Genomic DNA, 21,177 nt, shown 5'->3' with positions numbered 1-21,177 from the left:
CAGCGATAACGGCGAAGCCGTTACGCCGGGATGACGGACATCAGCCACTGTCACTATCTACCTTCTCACCGCATTTGTCCCAACCACCACCTGAGTAAAGCGTTGCGCGCCTTCGGCTGCGAGATCCGGCGTCATCGGCCGCGCGTGGTCGAGGCCGACGACGGCGCCGCGCGGCGTTTCCGAGATCATGTTGTTGTTGACCAAGGCGGTGCCCGCGCCAGGCACCACCGACACACCGACGCCGACATAGGCGTTGCGGATCACGTTGCCTGTTATCACGACATCGCGCAGGTATTTTCCCCAGCCGGCGATGATGCCGAACGACGGCGCGTTCTCGATCACATTCCCTGACACCGAGGTGTCGGCCTCGACATAGATGCCGATGCCGGCGTCGTCATCCGGCGCGGTGCCGATCGGCCGCTTCGGCAGCAGGTTGCGAATGATGTTGCCCTGCACGGCCGCGATGCGTCCGCCCTCGTTGAAATTACAAACTGAAACACCCAAAGCCGCGCCGTCGACGGTGTTGTTGGCGATCACCGCGCCCTCGAACGAAAATTCCGAATACAGTGCGACCTCGCGAACGTCGCTGACGCTGTTGCCAGTGATCTGGATGTTGGACGCCGAATTACCGCGCACCGCCGAATAGTCGCAGTTGCGAATCCGATTTCCCCGCACGATCACGTTGCCGGCGCGAAACGCATTGATGGCGTTGCCATATTGTCCGGAGCCGCCGGGACCCGCCTTGATGTCCTCGATGCGATTGTCGAGCACCTGCGTGCCGTCGTCGCCGATCGAGGTGCGCAGGATTTCGATGCCGTTGTCGTTGGTGCCCAAAATGGTATTGCGCGAAACCAGCAAGCCCTGCGCGTCGAACGACACGATCGCCGTGGTGGCGGTGCTGGTGATGATGTTGCCGCTGACGTCGCCGGAGACGCTCTCGAGCCAGATCCCGTTGCCGCCGCTGCCGATGATCTCGCAATCGACGATGCGGACATCGCGTCCGCCGCTGCAATGGATGAGGCCGCGCCGCGTTGGCAGCGGGATGCCGCCGCCGTCGAGCGTGATGCTCGTGAGGCCAATGCTGCCAGCGCCTTCGCCCTGAAGCATCGACGCGCCGCCGTTGAAAACGAGTTTGGTTGCGCCGCGCACGCCAATCAGTTGGGTGCCGTTCTGCAGGCGAAGCATTCCGGTGCGGTAGACGCCGGGCGGCAGCGCCAGCGGGATTTGCGTGCGCGCCGCCTCGTCGATCGCGCGCTGCAGGGCTTTTGTCTGGTCGTCGGGGCTGCCGGGCCGGACGCCATACTGGCTGGCGTCGCGCCCGAGCGTCGATGTCAGCGGCGCAGCCCGCGCCGCGTCAGGCGACATTGCGAGCGCGCCGGCAACGCCGGCTGCGGATGCTCCGATGAGGTGGCGGCGATTGACATCCATGATCACGGCTCCGACGGACGCGCGTGAAAATTGCGTCCGCAACGTTGGAGTAGCGCAAAAATGCGGCCGCGTAGGCCGTGGCGGAAGAGGCGATCAGGTGATTGTTGAGGGTAGGGTTAATCTTACCCTCATCCCGCTTGCAGGGGGATTCCCGTAGAGAGGCACGCGTGCTCTCGGGCCGCCTGCCTGGTCAATCGCACCAACTCGAGCAACATCGCTTCGCCAGCATCGACCAAATCTTCCAGCGTGATGCGGGTTGCGCCCTTGCGTTGCGATGCCCCGCCGCGCGCGAGCGGCGGCACGTGTGCGAACGCGGCGAATGCGGGGCCATCGTCTTTGTCTGTCGCCTCGATTGCGCGCCAGCTCAGGTAATTGCACAGATAGTTGCCGGCATCGCGCGAGGCCCGCGCATCGATGCCGGTGCCGACGGCGGCGCGCAGCAATTTCGCGGTGTGCGGGCCGAACATCATGGCGTCGGCGCCGCCTGATATCGATCCCTTGCGCAGCCTAGTGTGATCGGCGTCGGGCCACAGCGTGGTGACGGCATTGCGGGCGCGGGCCTCGATCCGCAAATATGACGTGCGGGAAGCCAGCCCAAACATCAGCAACGCATCCGGCCTACGCCTCGCTAGCAGCTCCGGCAATTCGCGGTCGACGGCCTTGTAGGTCACCGGAAAGATGTGGCCGATCAGTTCGACATCGCCGAACGCCGGCCGGCGCAGCTGTGTCAGCCGCTTCACCAGCGGCACCGTTGGGTTGAACGGCGCGCCGGGAAACGGACCGAAGCCGGTGACGAGGATGCGGAGTTTGTTTGTCAATTCCTGCATATCTCCGTCGTCATACCCGCGGAAGCGGGTATCCAGTAAACGCCAGGGTGCAGTGATCCCCATTGGCCGCTCTGGAATACTGGATCGTCCGCTTTCGCGGACGATGACGCCGCCATAGGACGAGCGCACCGGACTTGCTCACCGCAACATCTCCGCGATCTGCTCCGCCGCGACCGCCGGCGTGATGCGGCCGTCGGCGACCTCGGCTTCGGTCTTCTTCACGTTGGCGCGGATCGCCGGATCGGCGCGCAGTCGCGCCATCATCCGCTGCTCCAGCATCGACCACATCCACTTCACCTGCTGCTGCCGCCGCCGCGCGGCGAATTCGCCCGAGGCGTTCATCGCGGCGCGATGATCCAGGATCTTCTGCCAGAGCTCGCCGATACCCGTTCCCGTCAATGCCGAATACGTCAGCACCGGCGGATGCCAGTGCTCCGAGCGCGGGGTTAGAATATGCAGCGCGCCGCGATATTCGGAGGCCGCGAGATTGGCGCGCTTGACGTTGTCGCCATCGGCCTTGTTGACCGCGATCATGTCGGCAAGCTCAACGAGGCCCTTCTTGATGCCCTGCAATTCGTCACCGGCGCCGGGCAGCATCAGCGCCAGGAAAAAATCCGTCATGTCGCAGACCGCGGTTTCGGATTGCCCGATGCCGACAGTCTCCACCAGCACGACGTCGAAGCCTGCGGCCTCGCACAGCAGCATCGCCTCGCGGGTTTTCGCCGCGACGCCGCCGAGCGTGCCGGCCGCCGGCGAAGGCCGGATATAGGCGCCATCGGAGGCGGCGAGCCGCGCCATCCGGGTCTTGTCGCCAAGGATCGAGCCGCCGGTGCGCGCGGAGGAGGGGTCGACCGCGAGCACCGCGACCTTGTGGCCGCGTTCGATCAGGAACATCCCGAGCGCGTCGATGGTGGTGGATTTGCCGACCCCGGGCGAGCCGGTGATACCGACGCGGATTGCCTTGCCGGTATCGGGCAATAGCGCCTGCACCAGATCGCGCGCCGCGGCCTGATGATCGCCGCGCCTGCTTTCGATCAGGGTGATCGCACGCGCCAGGGCGGCGCGGCTGCCGGCGCGGAGGTCTTTGGTCAATGATTTGATATCGAAGGAGGCGTTACTTGGCGGGCTCATGGCTTGGTTTACAACGCTGGAGCCTCGCAGGCGAGGGATTCGCGAGGCCTACTCAGCGGGCCGAGGTGGCGGGGGCGGGTGATCCGCGTCTCAACCGCCGCCACAACCAGAGCAGCACCGGCCAAATCAACGCGCCGATGGCCATGGTTGCGAGGATCGCGGAGATCGGCCGCTCGAAGAACGGCAGAATGCTGCCGTCGGATTTGATCAGCGATGTGACGAACGCCTGCTCCACCATGGTGCCCATCACGATCCCGAGCACCATCGCCGCAACCGGATAGCCGTTGGCCTCCATGACATAGCCGATGATCCCGAACGTCGCGACCGTAACGACGCCGAACATGTTGTTGCCGATCGCGAACGAGCCAACCGCGCAGCACAGCATGATCACCGGCATCACCGTCGAACGCGGCGCGCGCAGCACATGGCTCGCCAGGCGGATCATCACGATGCCCAGCGGAATCATCAGGATGTTGGCGATAATGAACATGAGGTAGATCGCGTACATGCTCGACGCTTTCTCGGTGAACAGCGTCGGTCCCGGGTTGAGACCTTTCATGTAGAGCACGCCGATCGCGATTGCCGCGATGGTGTCGCCCGGAATGCCGAACAACAGCGACGGCACCCAGCCCGACGCGACGCTGGCATTGTTGCTGGCGCCGGCCTCGATCAGGCCCTCGACGTGGCCGGTTCCGAACTTCTCAGGCTCCTTTGAGAAGCGCTTGGACATCGCGTAGCTGACCCAGGCCGCCATGTCAGCGCCCGCGCCCGGCAGCACCCCGATGATGATCCCGACGATGTTCCCGCGCGTCATCTGCCAGCGATACTTCCCGGTGAGCCTCCACTGGCCCGCCATGATGCTTCCGAACTTGCGTCGCGGGATCGGCGGCGGTTCCGGGGTGAGCATCGCACGCATCACCTGTGCCACGGCAAACACGCCAACCAGCGCCGGGATCGGCTCGATGCCGCCGAAGAGGTCGGTCAATCCAAATGTGAAACGCGGCACGCCGCCCGGGTTTTCGATGCCGACGCACGAAACAAGCAGGCCGATGAACATCCCGGCGATCGCCTTCACCGGGGAGGAGCGCGCGACCAGCGTGGCGCACATCAAGCCGAGGAACGCCAGCCAGAAATATTCGAAAGTCGAGAACGACAGCGCGATTTCGGCGAGCGGCGGCGCGAGTATCATGAGCGAGAGCGTGCCCGCGATGCCGCCGACGGCGGAGAACCATACGCCGGCGCCGAGCGCGAGTTCGGCCTCGCCCTTGCGTGTCATGGCGTAGGCTTCGTCTGCGTAGGCCGCCGAGGCGGGCGTTCCCGGGATACGCAGCAGCGCGCCGGGGATATCGCCGGAGAAGATCGCCATCGAGGACGCCGCCACGATGGTGGCGATCGCGGCGATTGGCGAGAGATAGAAGGTGACGGGGACGAGCAGGGCAGTCGCCATCGTGGCGGACAGGCCAGGCAGCGATCCGATGACGAGCCCGTAGATCGATGCCGCCAGCATCGCGATGATGACTTCCCACGTCGAAATCAGTGCGAACGCTTCAATCAGAGTGTTAAGCATGGATCACCACGGCATCGGCAGCAGCCCGGCCGGGAGCGGCACGCGCAGCAGCTTGCTGAAAATTAGATGGATGCCGATCGGCGCCAGCACGGCGAGGGGAAGCGAAAGCCTCCACCGCGCGCCAAGCGCGGTTGCCGTCGCGTACACGACTAGCGCGGCCGTGATGATAAAGCCCAATCGCTCGGCCGCCGCAACGTAGAACAGCAGCAGCGCCGGCGGAAGCAGCGCGCGCAATCCATAGAGCTTGCCGGTCGGCGCCTGGGCTCGGCCGGCCTCGATCGGAATGATCTCTTCTTCCTCTTCGAAGGTGTGGCCGATTCCGAACACGATCGCGAGCCCGCAAAGCGCGAGGCCTGTCCCGATCACCAACGGGAATACATTTGGGCCGATTGGCTGGCCGGGCACCGGCGGCAGCAGCCAGCCTCCGTAGGCGGCGGCTAGGCCAAGGCCGACGAGAAACGATCCCGTGACTTGATCGGGAAGACGCATGAACGAGCCCCACGGATCTCCGAGGAAGTGAGTTAGGAGGCAACACTCAGACGGTGCAGCGGACACGATCGCGCCCGCGGCCGAGACGGATCAGGCCTTCGAGAGACCGGCGGCCTTCATCGCCTCGCCCATCTGGGCGTCGCCCTTGTCCATGAAGGTCGCGAATTCGGCCGCATCACCCCACACCGTTCCGAAACCGCGATTACTCATGAAGTCCTTGAACTCCTTGGAGTCGTAAACCTTCTTCAGCGACGCAGTGAGCTTGGCCGCGACATCTGCGGGCAGGCCCTTCGGACCCGCAATGCCGCGCCATGCGCCGGTCGAATAGTCGATGCCCATCGCCTCTTTCAGCGTCGGCACATCCGGGAACGAGGGGTTGCGTGCCGGTGCCATGATGGCGAGGCTGCGCGCCTTGCCGGCCTCGATGATCGCGCGCGCCTCCGGTACGGAGCAGGTCGTCATGTCGAGACCGCCCGCCGCGAGATCCTGCATCGCGGGCGCGGCGCCGTTCGACGGCACCCAGCCGACCTGATTTGCGGGAAGTCCCATCGCTCGCATCCAGCCCACCAGCGCCAGATGCCAGATGCCTCCCTGGCCGGTGCCCGAGGCTTTCATCTTGCCGACCGGCGCGGCCTTGATGGCGTCGGCGAGTTCCTTGACGGTCTTGTAGGGCGATGCGGAGCTGACCTGGATGCCGGGCGGGTCTTCGTTCATCAGGCCGAGCGGCGTGTAGCTCTTTGGTCCCAATTCGGTGAGCCCCTGCCAGTGCATCATCGAGATTTCCACCGTCAGCATGCCGATGGTGTAGCCGTCGGGCTGTGCAGTCGCGATCGCGGAATGACCGACCACGCCAGAGCCGCCGGTACGGTTGACCACGTTGAACGGCTGGCCGAGGTCCTTCTCCAGTAGCGCGGCGACGATGCGCGCGGTCGCGTCGGTGCCGCCGCCAGCGCCCCACGGTACGATCACGGTCACCGGGCGCGCTGGATAGGCTTGCGCCAAAGCTGGCTTGAAACCGAAGCCCGCTACTGCCGCCGCAGCGGCGGATGAAGCCGCGAACGCGCGGCGTGTGATGATGGGCATGAGAGTCCTCCCGTGGCGCCGGTGAAACCCGACGCTCTTGTGCTGGGAGTATTATGCATCTTCACCGTATCGCCGCAAGCGAGAGCGATGGTTCGGCTACTCCGCCGCCTCGCTGTGCCCCAGCCGCGCATTGAGCTTGTGGATCAGCTCTTCGGCGGCGTCCGCAATCACGGTGCCGGGCGGGAAGATCGCTTCGGCGCCGGCCTTGTAGAGCGTGTCGTAGTCCTGCGGCGGTACTACGCCGCCGATGATGATCATGATGTCATCGCGGCCTTGTTTCTTCAGCGCGGCCTTCAGTTCCGGCACCGCGGTCAGATGCGCTGCCGCCAATGACGATACGCCGAGAATATGCACGTCGTTTTCGACCGCCTGCCGCGCCGCCTCGTCGGCGGTGGCGAACAGAGGCCCGATATCAACGTCGAAGCCGACATCGGCAAAGGCCGAGGCGATCACCTTCTGGCCGCGATCGTGGCCGTCCTGGCCGATCTTGGCGACCAGGATTCTCGGGCGGCGCCCTTCCGCATCCTCGAACGCATCGATCAGCGCCTGCACTTTTTCGACCCGGTTGGACATGGTGGACGCCTCCCGCTTGTAGACGCCGGTGATGGATTTGATTTCGGCGCGGTGCCGCCCGAACACTTTCTCCATCGCATCGGAGATCTCGCCGACGGTGGCTTTGGCGCGCGCGGCATCGATCGCCAGCGCCAAAAGGTTGCCGTTACCTTCGCCGGCGCTGCGGGTCAGCGCCGCCAGCGCGTCGTCGACGTCCTTCTGGTTGCGCTCTTTCTTCAATCGCGCCAGCTTGTCGATCTGCAACCGGCGCACGGTGGAATTTTCCACCTTCAGCACGTCAATCGGCGCTTCGTCTGTCGGTTTGTACTTGTTGACGCCGATCACCGCCTGCTTGCCGGCATCGATCCTGGCTTGGGTCTTGGCGGAGGCTTCCTCGATCCGTAGTTTTGGCACGCCCGCCTCGATCGCTTTCGCCATGCCGCCGAGCGCCTCGACCTCCTGGATGTGGCCCCAGGCTTTCGCCGCGAGATCGCGGGTGAGCCGCTCGACATAGTATGAGCCGCCCCAGGGATCGATGATGCGGGTGGTGCCGCTTTCCTGCTGCAGGAACAATTGCGTGTTGCGCGCGATTCTCGCCGAAAAATCGGTCGGAAGCGCCAAGGCCTCGTCGAGCGCATTGGTGTGCAAGGATTGGGTGTGGCCTTGCGTCGCCGCCATCGCCTCGATGGTGGTGCGCATCACGTTGTTATAGACGTCCTGCGCGGTCAGCGACCAGCCCGAGGTCTGGCAATGCGTGCGCAGCGACGGCGAGCGCGGATCCTTCGGGTTGAATTGGGTCAACAGCTTGGCCCACAACAGCCGCGCCGCGCGCATCTTCGCGACTTCCATGAAGAAGTTCATGCCGATCGCCCAGAAGAACGACAGCCGCGGCGCGAAGCGATCGACATCGAGACCGGCCGCGAGCCCGGCGCGGAGATATTCGACGCCGTCGGCCAGCGTATAGGCGAGCTCGAGGTCCTGCGTCGCGCCGGCTTCCTGCATGTGATAGCCGGAAATCGAAATCGAATTATATTTCGGCATCTTTTGCGACGTATAGGCAAAGATGTCCGAGATGATCCGCATCGATGGCGCCGGCGGATAGATGTAGGTGTTGCGAACCATAAACTCTTTCAGAATGTCGTTCTGAATGGTGCCTGAGAGTTTTTCCGGCGGTACGCCCTGTTCCTCGGCAGCCGCCACGAACAGTGCCAGGATCGGCAGCACCGCGCCGTTCATGGTCATCGACACGCTCATCTGGTCGAGCGGAATGCCCGCGAACAGCGTGCGCATGTCGTAGATCGAGTCGATCGCCACGCCGGCCATGCCGACGTCACCGGACACCCGAGGATGATCGGAATCGTAGCCGCGGTGGGTGGCGAGATCGAACGCGACCGAAAGGCCCTTTTGCCCGGCGGCGAGATTGCGGCGGTAGAACGCATTGGAATCTTCCGCCGTGGAGAAGCCGGCATATTGCCTGATGGTCCAGGGCTGATTGACATACATCGTCGGGTAGGGGCCGCGCAGGTAAGGCGCGATACCGGGCCAGGTATCAAGGAAATCGATGCCCTCGAGGTCGGCCTCGCCGTAGGCGGGCTTTACCAGGATGCCCTCGGGCGTGAGCCACGGCTCGGCGCTGCCAGCGGGCTCGGCGCGGGCGGTGTTTTCAAATGCGATATTCGCAAAGTTCGGTATGCGGCTCATTGTACCCATCATAGCACGCGCGACCTCCGATGGTCGCCATCTCAATCGTGGTCCGGATGCTGGTTACTGACGATGCTGTTAAGCTTTTCCGGACCGTAATTCTGCAGCGTCGTCTGGCTCGGCAGATTGGCGATGCCCACCACCCAGCCGAGCCGGGATTCGGTGCCGAACTGCTGCGTCGGCACCACCATGTCGGGGCGGTCAAAGGCGCCGGTCATGATCTCGATCCGCGGACCATCGATGCGGCGAAAGCTGAGCGGCGTTCCGCAATTCGCGCAAAAATCGCGCTCGGCGACAGAGGAGGAGCGGAACGCGGACGGCTTGCCGCGGGTCCAGGTGAAATCGCCGTGGGCGATATCCGCGAAGGACGCGAACGGCGCGCCGCTTGCCTTCTGGCACATCCGGCAGTGACAGATACTGATCCTCTTGGGCGGCGCCGACAGGGCAAAGCGGATGGCGCCGCATTGGCAGCCGCCGGTCAGAACGGGTTTGATCGTCATGATCCCTCCGTCAGCCGATAGACTTCTTGCAAGACCGCTAGCGCATCGCCGCCGGCGAAGATGAAATCGTTAACGCCCGCGGCACGGAACGCAGTTTCCTGTCCGCTCGCGCGTCCTGCCAGATAGATATGCTTTGCACCGGCGGCTTGAAGGGCCTTTGCGGCCGCAGCCGCCCGCTCGGCATAGACTTTGTCGGACGAGCACAGGCATGCCAGCGCCGCGGCCGAGGCCTTGAACGCTGCGGCCAGCGCCGCCGGATCGGTAAATCCCTCGGTATCCACCGCCTCGATCCCGCCGGTCTCGAAGAAACTCTTCGCAAACGTCGCGCGCGCCGTGAAGTCGGCTGCCGTGCCGAGATTGGCGAGAAAAACCTTCGGCCGGACGCCTCTGTCCTTCAGAATTTGATCCGACCGGTCGCGCAGCCGTTCGAACAGCGCCGCAAGCCGCACCGGCGGCAACGGATCAAAGTTGAATTTTGCTTCGCCATAGGGGGCAAGCACGACCGGCGTCGCATTCAGGACCGCTACGGGGGCCTCGTGCAAAGTTGGAAATTCGCTGGCGCCGGTCAGCACCTCCTTGCGCCGGGCGATATTGGTCTCCCGCAGCGCCCGTGTCGCAACGACCTTGCGCTGGATCAGGTTTTGCTCAAGCGAAGCGAACACGCCGCCGGCTTTTTCGATTTGCTGAAACAGCGACCACGTGGCCTCGCAAAGCTGTTGCGTCAACGTCTCGATGCCGCCGGAGCCGGCCGCGGGATCGGACACCTTGGCGAGATTGGATTCCTCCAGCAGCACCAGCTGCGTGTTGCGCGCCACGCGCCGCGCGAACGGGTCTGGCAATCCCAGCGCCAGCGTATGGGGCAACACGGTGATGGCGTTGGCGCCGCCGAGGCCGGCGGAGAAGGTCGCCATGGTCGCGCGCAGCATGTTCACGTAGGGATCGCGCTGGGTCAGCATTCGCCACGCGGTATCGGCCGCAATGAAGATTGGCTGGGGCGCCAGGCCGCAGCTTTGTTCGATACGCGCCCACAGCAATCGCAGCGCGCGGAACTTTGCCATGGTCAGAAATTGATCGGCGTCGGCGCTAAGCCGCGCATAGACCATGCTCCTCGCATCTTCGAGCGCGATACCGGCCTCCTCCAGCGCACGCAGATAGGCGACGCCGGCCGCCAGCACGAACGCCAGCTCCTGCACTTCCGATCCGCCGGCGTCATGGATCACCCGTCCATCGGCAGCCGCGAACGGACCTTTGAATCCGATTGCCGCGAGACCTTTGATCGCGCCGGTAACCGCGGGCACGATCTCTGCCCAGGTATAAGGACTGGATCCCCAAACCGCGCAGGCGCCGATCGGATCGAGGCCGAAACGGATATCGCAGGCCGCAGGCGAGAGCCCTTTGCGTTTCACATATTCGGCAATGTGAGTGGCGGCCGTCCGCGACTGCGGACCGATCTGAAGCTCAACGGCGATGCCGGCATCGATGAAAACGCCGTCGAGGACCTTTTCGATCGCTTCCACCGATGGCTCCAGTCCGAAGCCATAGGCGCCGTTGGCGCCCGCGAACACCAAGGTCAGCCCGCTGGCGCCGTTTTCAAGATCGTGCAGCGCCTGCGCGTTGGCCATCGCGGCATCCGGATGATCGATGCGCTGCATGATCTGCCAGGGCGCGGCAGGGGCGCGGCCCGCAATCGGCGCGGTGCCGCGTGCGCGCTGATAGATAGGGTCGATCTTCAGGTCGTCATTGGTCTTGCCAACCAGCTTTTCGAACGGCGCGCCCTTCAGCACGCCATCGACCAGCTTGCGCCAGTCCTCATAGGTCGCCGGCGCGAAATCGGCCGCCAGCCGCAGCTCGTCAGTTGCAGATGTCATTCGGCAGGTCGCTCCCGGGGCGCCGTTCTCGTATTGACCGGAAATTGCCATGTCCTGACAGCCAAGCCAAACGGTTGTTTTTGAGTTGAGGCAGCTATCTTTCGTCAGGCGGGCGCGGGCGGTAACCGCTCAATTCCGGCGGTTGATAGCTGTGCGAGCGCTGCCGTAACGCTGCGTCCCGCAATGAGACGATCAGGCACAATCTCGGCGAGCGCTACCAATACGAAAGCGCGCTCGAACAGCCGTGGGTGCGGCAGCGTCAGTTCCGGCTTTTCAATCGAAACGTCGTCATAGGCGATCAGATCCAGGTCAAGGGTACGCGGACCCCAGCGCCTTTCGTTGGCGCGATCGCGGCCGAGCTTCTTTTCGATCTTGTGCAGCGTAAACAGCAGCGCATGGGGATCGAGGCTGGTTTCGATTTCGATGCAGGCGTTGATGAAGCGAGCCTGCTGCTCATCGCCCCAGGGCGGCGTAGCGTAGTCGGACGACCGCGCCAGCAGCGCGCCTTGGGTCATGCCGCAGATATTGGCGATCGCTTTTTGAAATGTCGCACGGACGTCGCCGACATTGCCGCCGAGCGCGATCAGAACGTCAGCCACGGGACGGCTGCTGCCGCGCGCGCGTCAGGACCACGCCCACGTCCTCGAAAATCGCCGCGATCGGCGCGTGCGGCTTGTGAACGGTGACCTTGATGGCGCTGACGCGCGGAAACGCTCCCAGAATGGCATCGGCGACGGCGCCGGCCGCGCGTTCCAGCAGTTTATAGTTGGCATCTTTGAACGCCGCCGTCGCGGTCGCGACCACGTTGGAATAGGACACAGTGTCGGCGAGGCGATCGGTGCGCGAAGATTCCGACAGATCGACAAAGAGTTCGAGGTCGATCACGAAGCGCTGCCCGACCTCGGTCTCGTGCTCCATGACGCCGTGACGGGCATGGATGACAACGCCCGTGATGAAGATCGTATCGGTCATCGCCTGTCCCCAATTGCCGCCGCCACGCGCAGCGCCTGTACGGTCTCCGACACATCATGGGTTCGGATGATCCGTGCGCCGGCTTTCGCCGCTATGAGGTGCGCTGCAATCGAACCGCCCAGTCGCTGATGCGGCTCCGATGGCGAAACCGAGCTGATGAACCGCTTGCGCGATGCACCAACCAATAGCGGCAGGCCGAACACGGCAAGCTCATTCAGCCGGGCCAGCGCCCTCATGCTCTGCTCAGGGGTCTTGCCAAAGCCGATGCCGGGATCGAGCACAATATGGCCCTGTGGAATGCCCGCTTTCGCTGCGATCTCGAGTGAACGCGTGAAAAATTCGGCGATATCCTTGATGATGTCGATGGCTGGATCGGCGCGGTCGCGGTTGTGCACGACGATCACAGGCGAATTGCGCGCCGCCAACAGCCCGGCCATGTCGGGATCGCGCTGCAGGCCCCAGACGTCATTGGCCACGGTCGCGCCTGCATCCAGCGCCCAAGCGACGATGGACGATTTCATGCTGTCGATCGAAACGGGAACACCGAGGGAAACGACACCGGCCAATACCGGCTGCAGGCGTTTCAGTTCTTGCTCGGCCGAGACCGGCTGCGAGCCATAGGGCCGGGTGGATTCCGCGCCGATGTCGATGATGTCGGCGCCTTCGGCGATCATTCGGCGGGCCTGCGCCAGCGCGCGCTCCGGCGCGATAAACTGTCCGCCATCGGAAAATGAATCGGGCGTGAGGTTCAGGACGCCCATCACGGCCGGATATGGCTTGGACAAAAGTGCTCGCAGCACCGGATGATCTGCCGGGACGGCCGCAGCGGCGGATCTGGACGTGGTCGCGATCATGTGGTCGCTTTGCGCGGTCCGTGCATGGGAGTCAAGATGCAGGGCGCGCCGAGGCGGGCTGCGGCCGAGCCGCCTCCAACCGGTTTAATAGGTGATCTTGGGCTGAAGCTTGCGGGCCTGCGCGATCAGTTGCTCGACCGACTTTTCCGAAGGCAAAACGCGGACGAGTTTGCGCTTGGTATTCACTTCTTTCATGTTCTGCGCCAGGCGCGCCGGATTGCGCAGCGCGAGCTCGCGAACCGTGGTGACGCCGGCGGCGCGCACCAGTCCTACCTTAGCCTTTCCCATACCGGGAATCCGCATGTAGTCGCAAACATTGGCCCATTCGAGCAGTTGCTGCTCGCTGATGCCGGTTTTCGCCGCAAGCGCTTTGCGACCTTTTACGGTCCGGGCAGCTTCAAGCAGCTTGTCCGTAGTGCGAATGCCAACTGATTTCAGTTTGGAAGCGGAGAAGGCGGTCAGGCCCTCAATATCGGTGATTGGATATGTCATGGTGCTCAATATGAAAAGGTGCTTAAGCGAATTGGCTGAGGCCCGGCGTCCCTGCGATGATCTCGCCCATCTGATCCGCTCCGATTTTGTCGCGGCCAAATTTGAAAAGTTCGCGAGCGACGCTCTGAATCTCCCCCATGCCCAAACCAAGCCCCATCAGCTTGGTGCCGAGTGCCATCAGGCCGCCGCCCATCAATCTTCCGAGACCGCCGCCATTGCTTGAGGCCGCGATCGCAGCTTCCGCGCCGGGGATCTTGTCGATCAATGACTGAACTTTGTCTGGGGGACCCTCGTTGCGAAGAAATCCCAGAATAATGCCGATGGTTTTTTCAGCCACAGCATTATCGATGCCGGCTTTTGATGCCAGCTGCCCAATCAGCTCGTCCATGATTTAGCCCGCCCGCCCTCAGCCGGTTGATTGCCGGATACTTCCTTTGAGAATTTATCTTGATCTTCTGTGACACGAATTACAAGCGATGAGCGCATGGGAAAGGCTTTTTGGTCTTCGATCGCGGGACGAGTGTTGCAGCAATGCAAGAGTGATCGCGAAATTCGCAGCAAATCGTCGCGGCGTTTCGTACTTTCGACGGGGCGAGCGCCAACCTGGTCGATGGCGTATCGATGAACCGGCCCTTCAACGCCCCCCAAAAGCCGTTGACCGGGTTCAATCGGCTTGCAAGATGCAATATGATCCCGGCGGTTGGGTGATCGAAACCCTCGATGCGCGCGAAGAGGCGATGCCATGGCTACCTCCGAAAACAAGATAGCCGATACCGACGAGAAAATCCTCATCGGAAAGGGCGAACAGTCGGCTTGGCTGACGCTCGGGCTTGCAAATCGCCATGGTCTCGTCACTGGCGCTACCGGAACTGGAAAAACCGTTTCGCTGCAGGTGATGGCCGAGGGATTTGCGCGTGCAGGCGTTCCGGTGTTCGCGGCCGATATCAAGGGAGACCTCTCAGGCATCTCTGAAGTCGGTGAGTCCAAGGAATTCATCCTCAAACGGGCCGCCGACATGGGCCTTACCTTCCAGCCCGATCAATTTTCAACCGTGTTTTGGGACGTGTTCGGCGAGCAGGGCCATCCCGTGCGCGCAACCGTCTCGGAAATGGGTCCACTGCTGCTCTCGCGTATGATGGATCTGAACGACGTCCAGGAGGGCGTGCTGAATATCGCGTTCAAGGTGGCCGATGAGCAGGGCTTGCTGCTGTTGGATATGAAGGATCTGCGGTCGATCCTGTCCTTCATTGCGGAACACGCCGCCGAGCTGACCACGCACTACGGAAATGTTTCGAAGCAGACCGTGGGAACCATCCAGCGTCAGCTTCTGGTGTTGGAAAACCAGGGCGGGACGAGTTTTTTTGGCGAACCGGCGCTGGCGCTGAAGGACTTCATGCGCACCGACAGCGATGGCCGGGGCATGGTCAATATTCTGGTTGCCGACAAGCTGATGCAGAGCCCGCGGCTTTATGCAACTTTTCTGCTGTGGATGCTGTCCGAGCTGTTTGAGGAGCTGCCGGAGGTCGGCGATCCGCCGAAGCCGAAGCTCGTATTCTTCTTCGACGAAGCGCATCTGTTGTTCAACGATGCGCCGAAGCCGCTGATGGACAAGATCGAGCAGGTGGTGCGGCTGATCCGCTCGAAAGGCGTCGGAGTATATTTCGTGACGCAAAATCCGATCGACGTACCCGACAAAGTGCTCGCCCAATTGGGCAACCGCGTGCAGCACGCGCTGAGGGCTTTTACCCCGCGTGACCAGAAGGCGGTCGCGGCAGCGGCGCAGACGTTCCGGCCCAATCCGAAACTCAATACCGCCCAGGTCATCACCGAATTGGGCAAGGGCGAAGCGCTGGTGTCGTTTCTGGAAGGCAACGGAACGCCGGCGATGGTCGAGCGTGTGATGATCCGGCCGCCGTCGGCGCGGATCGGGCCGATCACGCCGGAGGAACGCAAAGCGATCATGGACAAGAGCCCGGTGAAGGGCCAATACGACACCACGATCGATTCCGAATCCGCCTATGAGGTGCTGCAGAAGCGGGTGGCCCGAACCGCGGCGCCAGCGGGCGGGTCTGCCAGCGGTGGCGGAATTCTCGGGCAGATCGGCGCGATCGTCGGGACGATTTTTGGCACCAACGTATCGCGGGGAAGGTTGTCGACCGGCCAGATTATCGCGCGAAGCGTCACGCGCACCGTCACCAACAAGGTGGTCGGCGGGGTGGTTGCCGATCTCGGCAAATCGGTGGGCGGCTCGATGGGTAGTTCGGTCGGCCGCGCGCTGGTGCGCGGCGCGCTCGGAGGACTGTTGCGGCGATAGTTTTTTGGGCGCAGTTGCTGCGATGTGATCTTTCTCTGACTTTGCGGAAGGAACGTGTGCTGAGGTATCCGTCGTTGCGAGCGCCGCTCGATATTCTTTTTGTGGTCTGCTGTATCGCGCTGACGGCTGATGTTCTGGTCCCGGAAATTTGGGGGAGTGGGAAGACAAAGGATTATCCGCTCTGGTTCTGGGCCGGACAACAGGTCCTGCAGGGCAGGGACCTCTACCCCAGCGATCCCAACGCCTATTTCGATTTCATCTATCCACCGCCGGCCGCCATCTTGCTCGCGATACCCAGCTATTTCGGCAAGATACCGCTTTATCTATTCCTGTCGCTTGTGAACGCGGTGGCGTGGTGGATGACGGGGCAATTCTCGAACGCTATGACGGGGTCGGGGAAGATACCCGGTCCGTGGCTGTTTGCGCTGCCGGGCTTCGTCACCATCTCCTTTGTCTTCGACATGTTCGATCTAGGGCAGCCCAACCTCGTTCTGCTGACGATGATGTTGTTCGGGTTCTGGCTGCTGCAGCACCAGCGCTCCTGGATGGCGGGAAGCATGTTTGCGCTGGCGACCGCCATCAAGGTTTTCCCGGTGGCCGTATTTCCTTATCTGATTTGGCGAAGGCAGTGGGCGTGTGCCGCAAGCATGGTCGTGTTCCTCGGAATCTTTCTATTCCTGGTTCCGGCGCCTGTGCGCGGCTTCCAGCACAACGTTTCCGAACTGAAAACCTGGTTTCAGGCAATGGTCGGATCGAGCTCGGAGCAGGGCTTTGGACAGCGTGCCGAGCAGAACTGGTCGTGGGTCAATCAATCCATCATCGCCGTGACGCATCGGCTGACGCGCCCGGTCAATTACAACCAGGATAATCCGGCCAAGCAGCCAGAGTACATGAACCTGCTCAATCTCGATTTTAAGTCGGCGAATTGGGTCGTGCTCGCGATCTCGCTGGCAATTGGACTTGGATACGTCGCGGTGATGCCGCCTCCTTCCCGGATAACACCACGGTCGAACGCCGAAGAACTTGGCATCCTGTTCTGTCTGATGACGGTGGCCTCGCCGCTGGCGCGGCAGTATTATTTCATGTGGCTGTTCTTTCCGATCACCGTTCTGATACACCGGGCAGCCTACGATCCGCGGCCGGCGGTGCAGGCCGGCACGTGGGCCACGCTTGCGATCGCGGGACTGCTGATGTGCCTGTCGATTCCTGTTTTTCCGATTGACCTGCAGGCCTACGGCAACAACCTCGCCGCGACCGCTGTGATAACCGGGGGATTGGTCTGGCACATTCTGCACCCGCCCGCGGCTGGTAAAGCGAGCTCTTTGTCGCCAACAGCTGGGGAGTTAAAACCCGATATGCAGAACAACGCCCGCAGTTAGGAAGATAGCGAATGTCCAACACTCCGCAATTGCAGCAGGTCCTCGACCGCATCGATGCCGATTTCGACAACAGCCTCGATCGGCTGTTTGCGCTCCTGCGGATCAAATCGATCTCCGCCGATCCGGCCTTTGCCGGAGATTGCAAAGCGGCCGCCGATCACTTGGCCACCGATATCGCGACGCTCGGTTTCACGACCAACGTCCGGCCGACCGCAGGTCATCCCGCCATCGTCGCCAAAACCAATGGCAAAGGAAACCGCGAGCCGCGACCGCATGTGCTGTTCTACGGTCACTACGACGTGCAGCCGGTCGATCCGCTCAATCTTTGGCATCGTCCGCCATTCGAGCCGGCCATTGCGACGCATGCCGACGGGCGAAAAATCATCGTCGCGCGGGGCGCAGAGGACGATAAAGGTCAATTGATGACCTTTGTCGAAGCCTGCCGGGCTTGGAAATTCGTGACGGGTTCGTTGCCGGTCGACATCACCATCGTCATTGAGGGCGAAGAAGAGATCGGATCGAAAAATTTCGTTCCGTTTCTTGAAAAGAACAAGGACGACCTCAAGGCCGACTTCGTGCTGGTCTGCGACACCGGCATGTGGGACCCCAATACTCCGGCGATTACGACGTCGCTGCGCGGACTGATGTATGATGAGGTGCGGATCAAGGCCGCCAATCGCGATCTGCATTCCGGCATCTTCGGCGGTGGCGCGCAAAATCCGATCCGGGTACTGACCCGGATCCTCGGCAGCCTGCATGATGAGAACGGCCACATCACGATCCCCGGTTTCTATGATGGCGTAAAGGATTTGCCGTCAGACGTTCTGGCGCAATGGAAGACGCTCGATCTCTCGCCGGATTCCTTTCTCAAACCGATCGGGCTTTCGATTCCCGCCGGCGAGAAGGATCGCTTGCTGATCGAGCAAATTTCCTCGCGCCCGACCTGCGACATCAATGGCATCATCGGAGGCTACACCGGTGAGGGCTCGAAGACGGTGATCCCGGCGGAAGCGTCCGCAAAAATTTCGTTCCGCCTGGTAGAGGGGCAGGAGCCCGGGAAAATCCGAAAAGCCTTTCGCGATTACGTCACCGCAAGGCTGCCTGGGGATTGCACGGCCGAATTCACCGACCATTCCAGCGCGCCGGCTATCGCGCTTGACTGGAACATGAAACCGCTCGCCGCCGCAAAACGCGCGCTGACCGACGAGTGGGGCAAGGAAGCGCTTCTGATCGGCTCGGGCGCATCGATCCCGATCGTCGCGGATTTCAAGCGCACCCTCGGCCTCGATACCGTGCTGGTGGGGTTTGGGCTTGACGATGACAACATCCATTCGCCGAACGAGAAGTACGACCTGAAAAGTTTTCACAAGGGCATTCGCTCGTGGGCGCGGATTTTGGCGGCGCTGGCGGACGCGCCGCGGTAAGGCAGTCGCGTAGAAGAGTGGAGCTTCGCTAATCCTACTAAATCCATCAACGTCATTGCGAGCGAAGCGAAGCAATCCAGCTTTCGCGGCAACAAGGAAAGCTGGATTGCTTCGTCGCAAGCGCTCCTCGCAATGACGTCCAGAAATAACTTCGCATTCTCGCGGCGAGATGCGCCCGAGCTTTGCGTCGATTTTCACCCCCAGGAAACAAGAGGGCGCAGGGAAAGCCGGGTGCGCGCTGCACCCGCGGTCTCGTGTGCAAAATGCGTTGAGAAAAACGCACACGAGCATACAGGTTCAGCGGAGGCATTCCGGCTTTCCCTGCGCGATGGGTTACGGCTTATTTCGCGCTCTCCCCGGTGAGCCGAGCTCTTTTGCCACCGTCACTTCGCGGATCATCTCCGCAAAGCTTGGCGCCAGCGTCGGGCGCCAGGACCACACGACTTCGCCGTCCGCTTGAGCCACGCTCGTCAGTCGCAACTTTCGCGTCCACCGCATCCCACCGCACGTTCGTGACGACTCGCGATCCGCCCCTCTCATCGGGTGAGACACGCGAAGCTAAAGCAGTGATTTGCCCGACATGTTAAGCAAAATACTTTTCTCAAACGGGCTGGACGGGGTTTGGGGTGATTTGCCCGGCGGGTTGTTTTGTCGCGCCCGGGTCGTGGGATTTCACTTGCGGGCGAAGCGAAGCAGTTGCCGTAGGATGGGTGGAGCGCAGCGATACCCATCACGCGACGGATGAACAACGGGTCCGGCCCATGTCCCGACGGTGAATTCCGCGGTATCGTCGCGTCCTCCAGTCACCCTGAGACCACGTCGATATGACCACCTATCGTCGCAACTTCATTGCTGGAGGCAGCTTCTTCTTCACCCTCAATCTGGCGGAGCGGCGACTGCGGCTGCTGGTGCAACATATCGATGAGTTGCGAAGCGCGTTTCGCGAGACGCGCCAGCGGCATCCGTTCACGATCGATGCGGTGGTTGTCTTGCCCGATCATCTCCATACTGTCTGGACGTTACCCGAAGGCGATGCGGATTTTGCCACACGCTGGCGGCTGATCAAATCCACATTTTCGCGCAGCCTGCCAACCGGCGAACGGATTTCAGATAGCCGCGCCGCCAAAGGCGAACGCGGCATCTGGCAACGACGCTATTGGGAACACACCATTCGCGACGACCAAGATTTCACGCGTCATGTCGATTACGTCCATATCAACCCGGTCAAGCATGGGCTGGTGCCGCGCGTCAGGGATTGGCCGTATTCGTCGTTCCATCGTATGGTGAAGCTTGGAATCTATCCCGAGGATTGGGCCGGCGATGTCAGAGATTATGGCGGGGACTTTGGCGAACGGCCGTAGGGCGTGAAGCGTGGTGATGGGTTTCGCAAGCGCTCAACCCATCCTACGGGCCGCGCGCCGACCTGTTGGCTCGCAATGACGGTGAGGGCTGCACCCCACTGTCCTCATCCTGAGGAGCCGCACCCCTCGGTGCGGCGTCTCGAAGGATGGCGGGGGACCCGAGCGTTCATGCATCCTTCGAGGCGCTTGCTTCGCAAGCTCCTCAGGATGAGGGTCACGGTGACAGTGCTGAACGCATCCTTCCGCATGGCCCACCTTGCCCGCGCTGTCGTTCCGATCACCCGCACGACTTCTTGTGCCAAACAAAAACGCCGCCCGGAATTGGGCGGCGTTTTAATCGGTAGTGCAGAGGTTGTTGAGCGCTAGCCTACACGAAACTTCAAAAATTTCAATTCTTGTAGCTGGGATCGAGGCGGTCGAGCTTGCGTAGTAGCGGCGGCCAGACCAGCGTGGTCGAGCGCAGTTCCTGCCGATCGGGGTTCGCCAGCAGCTTGGTATTCTTATCCACGACGGTTGGGTCGACCGGATAGGCCACAGGCCCCAACATGCGGGTGCGGACCTGCATGGTACAGGCGCGCTCCAGATGATACATGCGCTCGAAGGCGGAAGCCACGGAGCGACCGACGGTCAGGGTGCCGTGATTGCGCAGCAGCATGTGGTTCTTGTTTCCGAGATCTTTCTGCAGGCGCGGTCGCTCGTCATGGTCGAGCGCGATGCCTTCATAGTCGTGATAGGCGAGGTCATGAGTGACGAGCTGCGCGGTCTGGTTCAGCGGCAGCAGGCCTTCCATGCAGCTCGCGACCGCGGTGCCGTCGGGGGTGTGCAGATGAAGCACGCAGCCGGCATCCTCACGCGCCTCGTGGATCGCTGAGTGGATGGTGAAGCCGGCCGGGTTGATGCTGTAGTCGCTCTTCGTCAACTGGTTGCCGTCGAGATCGACCTTCACCAAGCTGGACGCGGTGATTTCGTCGAACATCAAGCCATAGGGATTGATGAGGAAATGATGCTCCGGTCCCGGCACACGCGCGGAGACGTGGGTATCGACCAGGTCATCCCAGCCGTAATGCGCGATCAGGCGGTAGCAGGCGGCGAGATTGATCCGCTGGCCCCATTCGGCCTCCGTCATGTCAGACGATACTTTCTTCAGGCGAGCTTCCGCTGGCGACATGATGGTTCTCCCGTTGAACGATTGATTTTCGCCTCAAGCCTAGCCGTGCGGCAGGTTTGCAGCAAGG

Annotated in this window: 19 protein-coding genes; 4 read left to right on the top strand and 15 right to left on the bottom strand. The window is 62.3% G+C overall.

Features of this window, described 5'->3' with window-relative positions:
* Nucleotides 1-57: 57 nt before the first annotated feature.
* The 14 genes from N554_RS0120395 to N554_RS0120330 form a co-directional block, all read right to left on the bottom strand.
* Nucleotides 58-1,428 (bottom strand): TIGR03808 family TAT-translocated repetitive protein, encoded by a 1,371-nt coding sequence (locus tag N554_RS0120395; protein WP_029585166.1) that lies wholly within the window; start codon nucleotides 1,426-1,428, stop codon nucleotides 58-60.
* A 128-nt stretch (nucleotides 1,429-1,556) separates the two neighbouring features.
* Nucleotides 1,557-2,246 carry a pyroglutamyl-peptidase I gene (locus tag N554_RS0120390; protein ID WP_051677603.1) on the bottom strand — a complete coding sequence of 230 codons (690 nt, stop codon included), beginning with the start codon at nucleotides 2,244-2,246 and terminating at the stop codon, nucleotides 1,557-1,559.
* Nucleotides 2,247-2,393: 147 nt separating this feature from the next.
* On the bottom strand, nucleotides 2,394-3,386 hold the full coding sequence (gene meaB / locus N554_RS0120385) for a methylmalonyl Co-A mutase-associated GTPase MeaB (protein ID WP_029585164.1): 993 nt from the start codon (nucleotides 3,384-3,386) through the stop codon (nucleotides 2,394-2,396).
* 52 nt (nucleotides 3,387-3,438) lie between these two features.
* Nucleotides 3,439-4,953, bottom strand: coding sequence for a tripartite tricarboxylate transporter permease (locus N554_RS0120380; protein ID WP_029585163.1), 1,515 nt, complete (start codon nucleotides 4,951-4,953; stop codon nucleotides 3,439-3,441).
* A gap of 3 nt (nucleotides 4,954-4,956) precedes the next feature.
* A complete protein-coding gene (locus N554_RS0120375; protein ID WP_029585162.1) occupies nucleotides 4,957-5,442 on the bottom strand; it encodes a tripartite tricarboxylate transporter TctB family protein in 486 nt (161 codons plus the stop codon).
* A gap of 90 nt (nucleotides 5,443-5,532) precedes the next feature.
* Complete coding sequence (locus N554_RS0120370) at nucleotides 5,533-6,525, bottom strand: tripartite tricarboxylate transporter substrate binding protein (RefSeq protein ID WP_029585161.1); 993 nt, start codon at nucleotides 6,523-6,525, stop codon at nucleotides 5,533-5,535.
* A 96-nt stretch (nucleotides 6,526-6,621) separates the two neighbouring features.
* Nucleotides 6,622-8,778 carry a methylmalonyl-CoA mutase gene (gene scpA / locus N554_RS0120365; RefSeq protein WP_029585160.1) on the bottom strand — a complete coding sequence of 719 codons (2,157 nt, stop codon included), beginning with the start codon at nucleotides 8,776-8,778 and terminating at the stop codon, nucleotides 6,622-6,624.
* Nucleotides 8,779-8,819: 41 nt separating this feature from the next.
* The gene (locus tag N554_RS0120360; protein WP_029585159.1) at nucleotides 8,820-9,278 is read right to left on the bottom strand and encodes a GFA family protein; all 459 of its coding nucleotides are present in this window, start codon (nucleotides 9,276-9,278) and stop codon (nucleotides 8,820-8,822) included.
* Entirely contained in the window at nucleotides 9,275-11,146 is a 1,872-nt protein-coding gene (locus tag N554_RS0120355) for a methylmalonyl-CoA mutase subunit beta (protein ID WP_029585158.1), read from the bottom strand. Before N554_RS0120355 ends, N554_RS0120360 begins: the two co-directional genes overlap by 4 nt.
* 104 nt (nucleotides 11,147-11,250) lie before the next feature.
* On the bottom strand, nucleotides 11,251-11,745 hold the full coding sequence (gene folK / locus N554_RS0120350; RefSeq protein ID WP_029585157.1) for a 2-amino-4-hydroxy-6-hydroxymethyldihydropteridine diphosphokinase: 495 nt from the start codon (nucleotides 11,743-11,745) through the stop codon (nucleotides 11,251-11,253).
* Nucleotides 11,738-12,118 carry a dihydroneopterin aldolase gene (folB, locus tag N554_RS0120345; RefSeq protein ID WP_029585156.1) on the bottom strand — a complete coding sequence of 127 codons (381 nt, stop codon included), beginning with the start codon at nucleotides 12,116-12,118 and terminating at the stop codon, nucleotides 11,738-11,740. The genes folK and folB overlap by 8 nt, the downstream gene beginning before the upstream one ends.
* The gene (gene folP / locus N554_RS0120340) at nucleotides 12,115-12,972 is read right to left on the bottom strand and encodes a dihydropteroate synthase (RefSeq protein ID WP_029585155.1); all 858 of its coding nucleotides are present in this window, start codon (nucleotides 12,970-12,972) and stop codon (nucleotides 12,115-12,117) included. The genes folB and folP overlap by 4 nt, the downstream gene beginning before the upstream one ends.
* 84 nt (nucleotides 12,973-13,056) lie before the next feature.
* Entirely contained in the window at nucleotides 13,057-13,464 is a 408-nt protein-coding gene (locus tag N554_RS0120335) for a DUF4332 domain-containing protein (protein ID WP_029585154.1), read from the bottom strand.
* A gap of 22 nt (nucleotides 13,465-13,486) precedes the next feature.
* Nucleotides 13,487-13,852: a hypothetical protein gene (locus N554_RS0120330; RefSeq protein ID WP_029585153.1), complete on the bottom strand. Its 366-nt coding sequence runs from the start codon at nucleotides 13,850-13,852 to the stop codon at nucleotides 13,487-13,489.
* Nucleotides 13,853-14,206: 354 nt separating this feature from the next.
* Here N554_RS0120330 and N554_RS0120325 point away from each other — a divergent pair, with 354 nt between their 5' ends.
* The 4 genes from N554_RS0120325 to N554_RS0120310 all read left to right on the top strand — a co-directional run bounded on the left by N554_RS0120325 (nucleotide 14,207) and on the right by N554_RS0120310 (nucleotide 19,942).
* Complete coding sequence (locus tag N554_RS0120325) at nucleotides 14,207-15,778, top strand: helicase HerA-like C-terminal domain-containing protein (RefSeq protein WP_029585152.1); 1,572 nt, start codon at nucleotides 14,207-14,209, stop codon at nucleotides 15,776-15,778.
* Nucleotides 15,779-15,834: 56 nt separating this feature from the next.
* On the top strand, nucleotides 15,835-17,157 hold the full coding sequence (locus N554_RS0120320; protein ID WP_245283658.1) for a glycosyltransferase family 87 protein: 1,323 nt from the start codon (nucleotides 15,835-15,837) through the stop codon (nucleotides 17,155-17,157).
* Between the two features lie 11 nt (nucleotides 17,158-17,168).
* Nucleotides 17,169-18,581, top strand: a complete 1,413-nt coding sequence (locus N554_RS0120315) for a M20/M25/M40 family metallo-hydrolase (protein ID WP_029585150.1) — start codon at nucleotides 17,169-17,171, stop codon at nucleotides 18,579-18,581.
* Between the two features lie 824 nt (nucleotides 18,582-19,405).
* Nucleotides 19,406-19,942 (top strand): REP-associated tyrosine transposase, encoded by a 537-nt coding sequence (locus tag N554_RS0120310; RefSeq protein WP_029585149.1) that lies wholly within the window; start codon nucleotides 19,406-19,408, stop codon nucleotides 19,940-19,942.
* A 388-nt stretch (nucleotides 19,943-20,330) separates the two neighbouring features.
* Here the strand turns inward: N554_RS0120310 and N554_RS0120305 are convergent, their stop codons facing one another.
* A complete protein-coding gene (locus N554_RS0120305; protein WP_029585148.1) occupies nucleotides 20,331-21,110 on the bottom strand; it encodes a class II aldolase/adducin family protein in 780 nt (259 codons plus the stop codon).
* Nucleotides 21,111-21,177 lie beyond the last annotated feature (67 nt).

The organism is Bradyrhizobium sp. URHD0069 (assembly GCF_000701345.1).
GTDB lineage: Bacteria > Pseudomonadota > Alphaproteobacteria > Rhizobiales > Xanthobacteraceae > Bradyrhizobium.
This window is presented reverse-complemented; position numbering and strand designations above follow the sequence as displayed.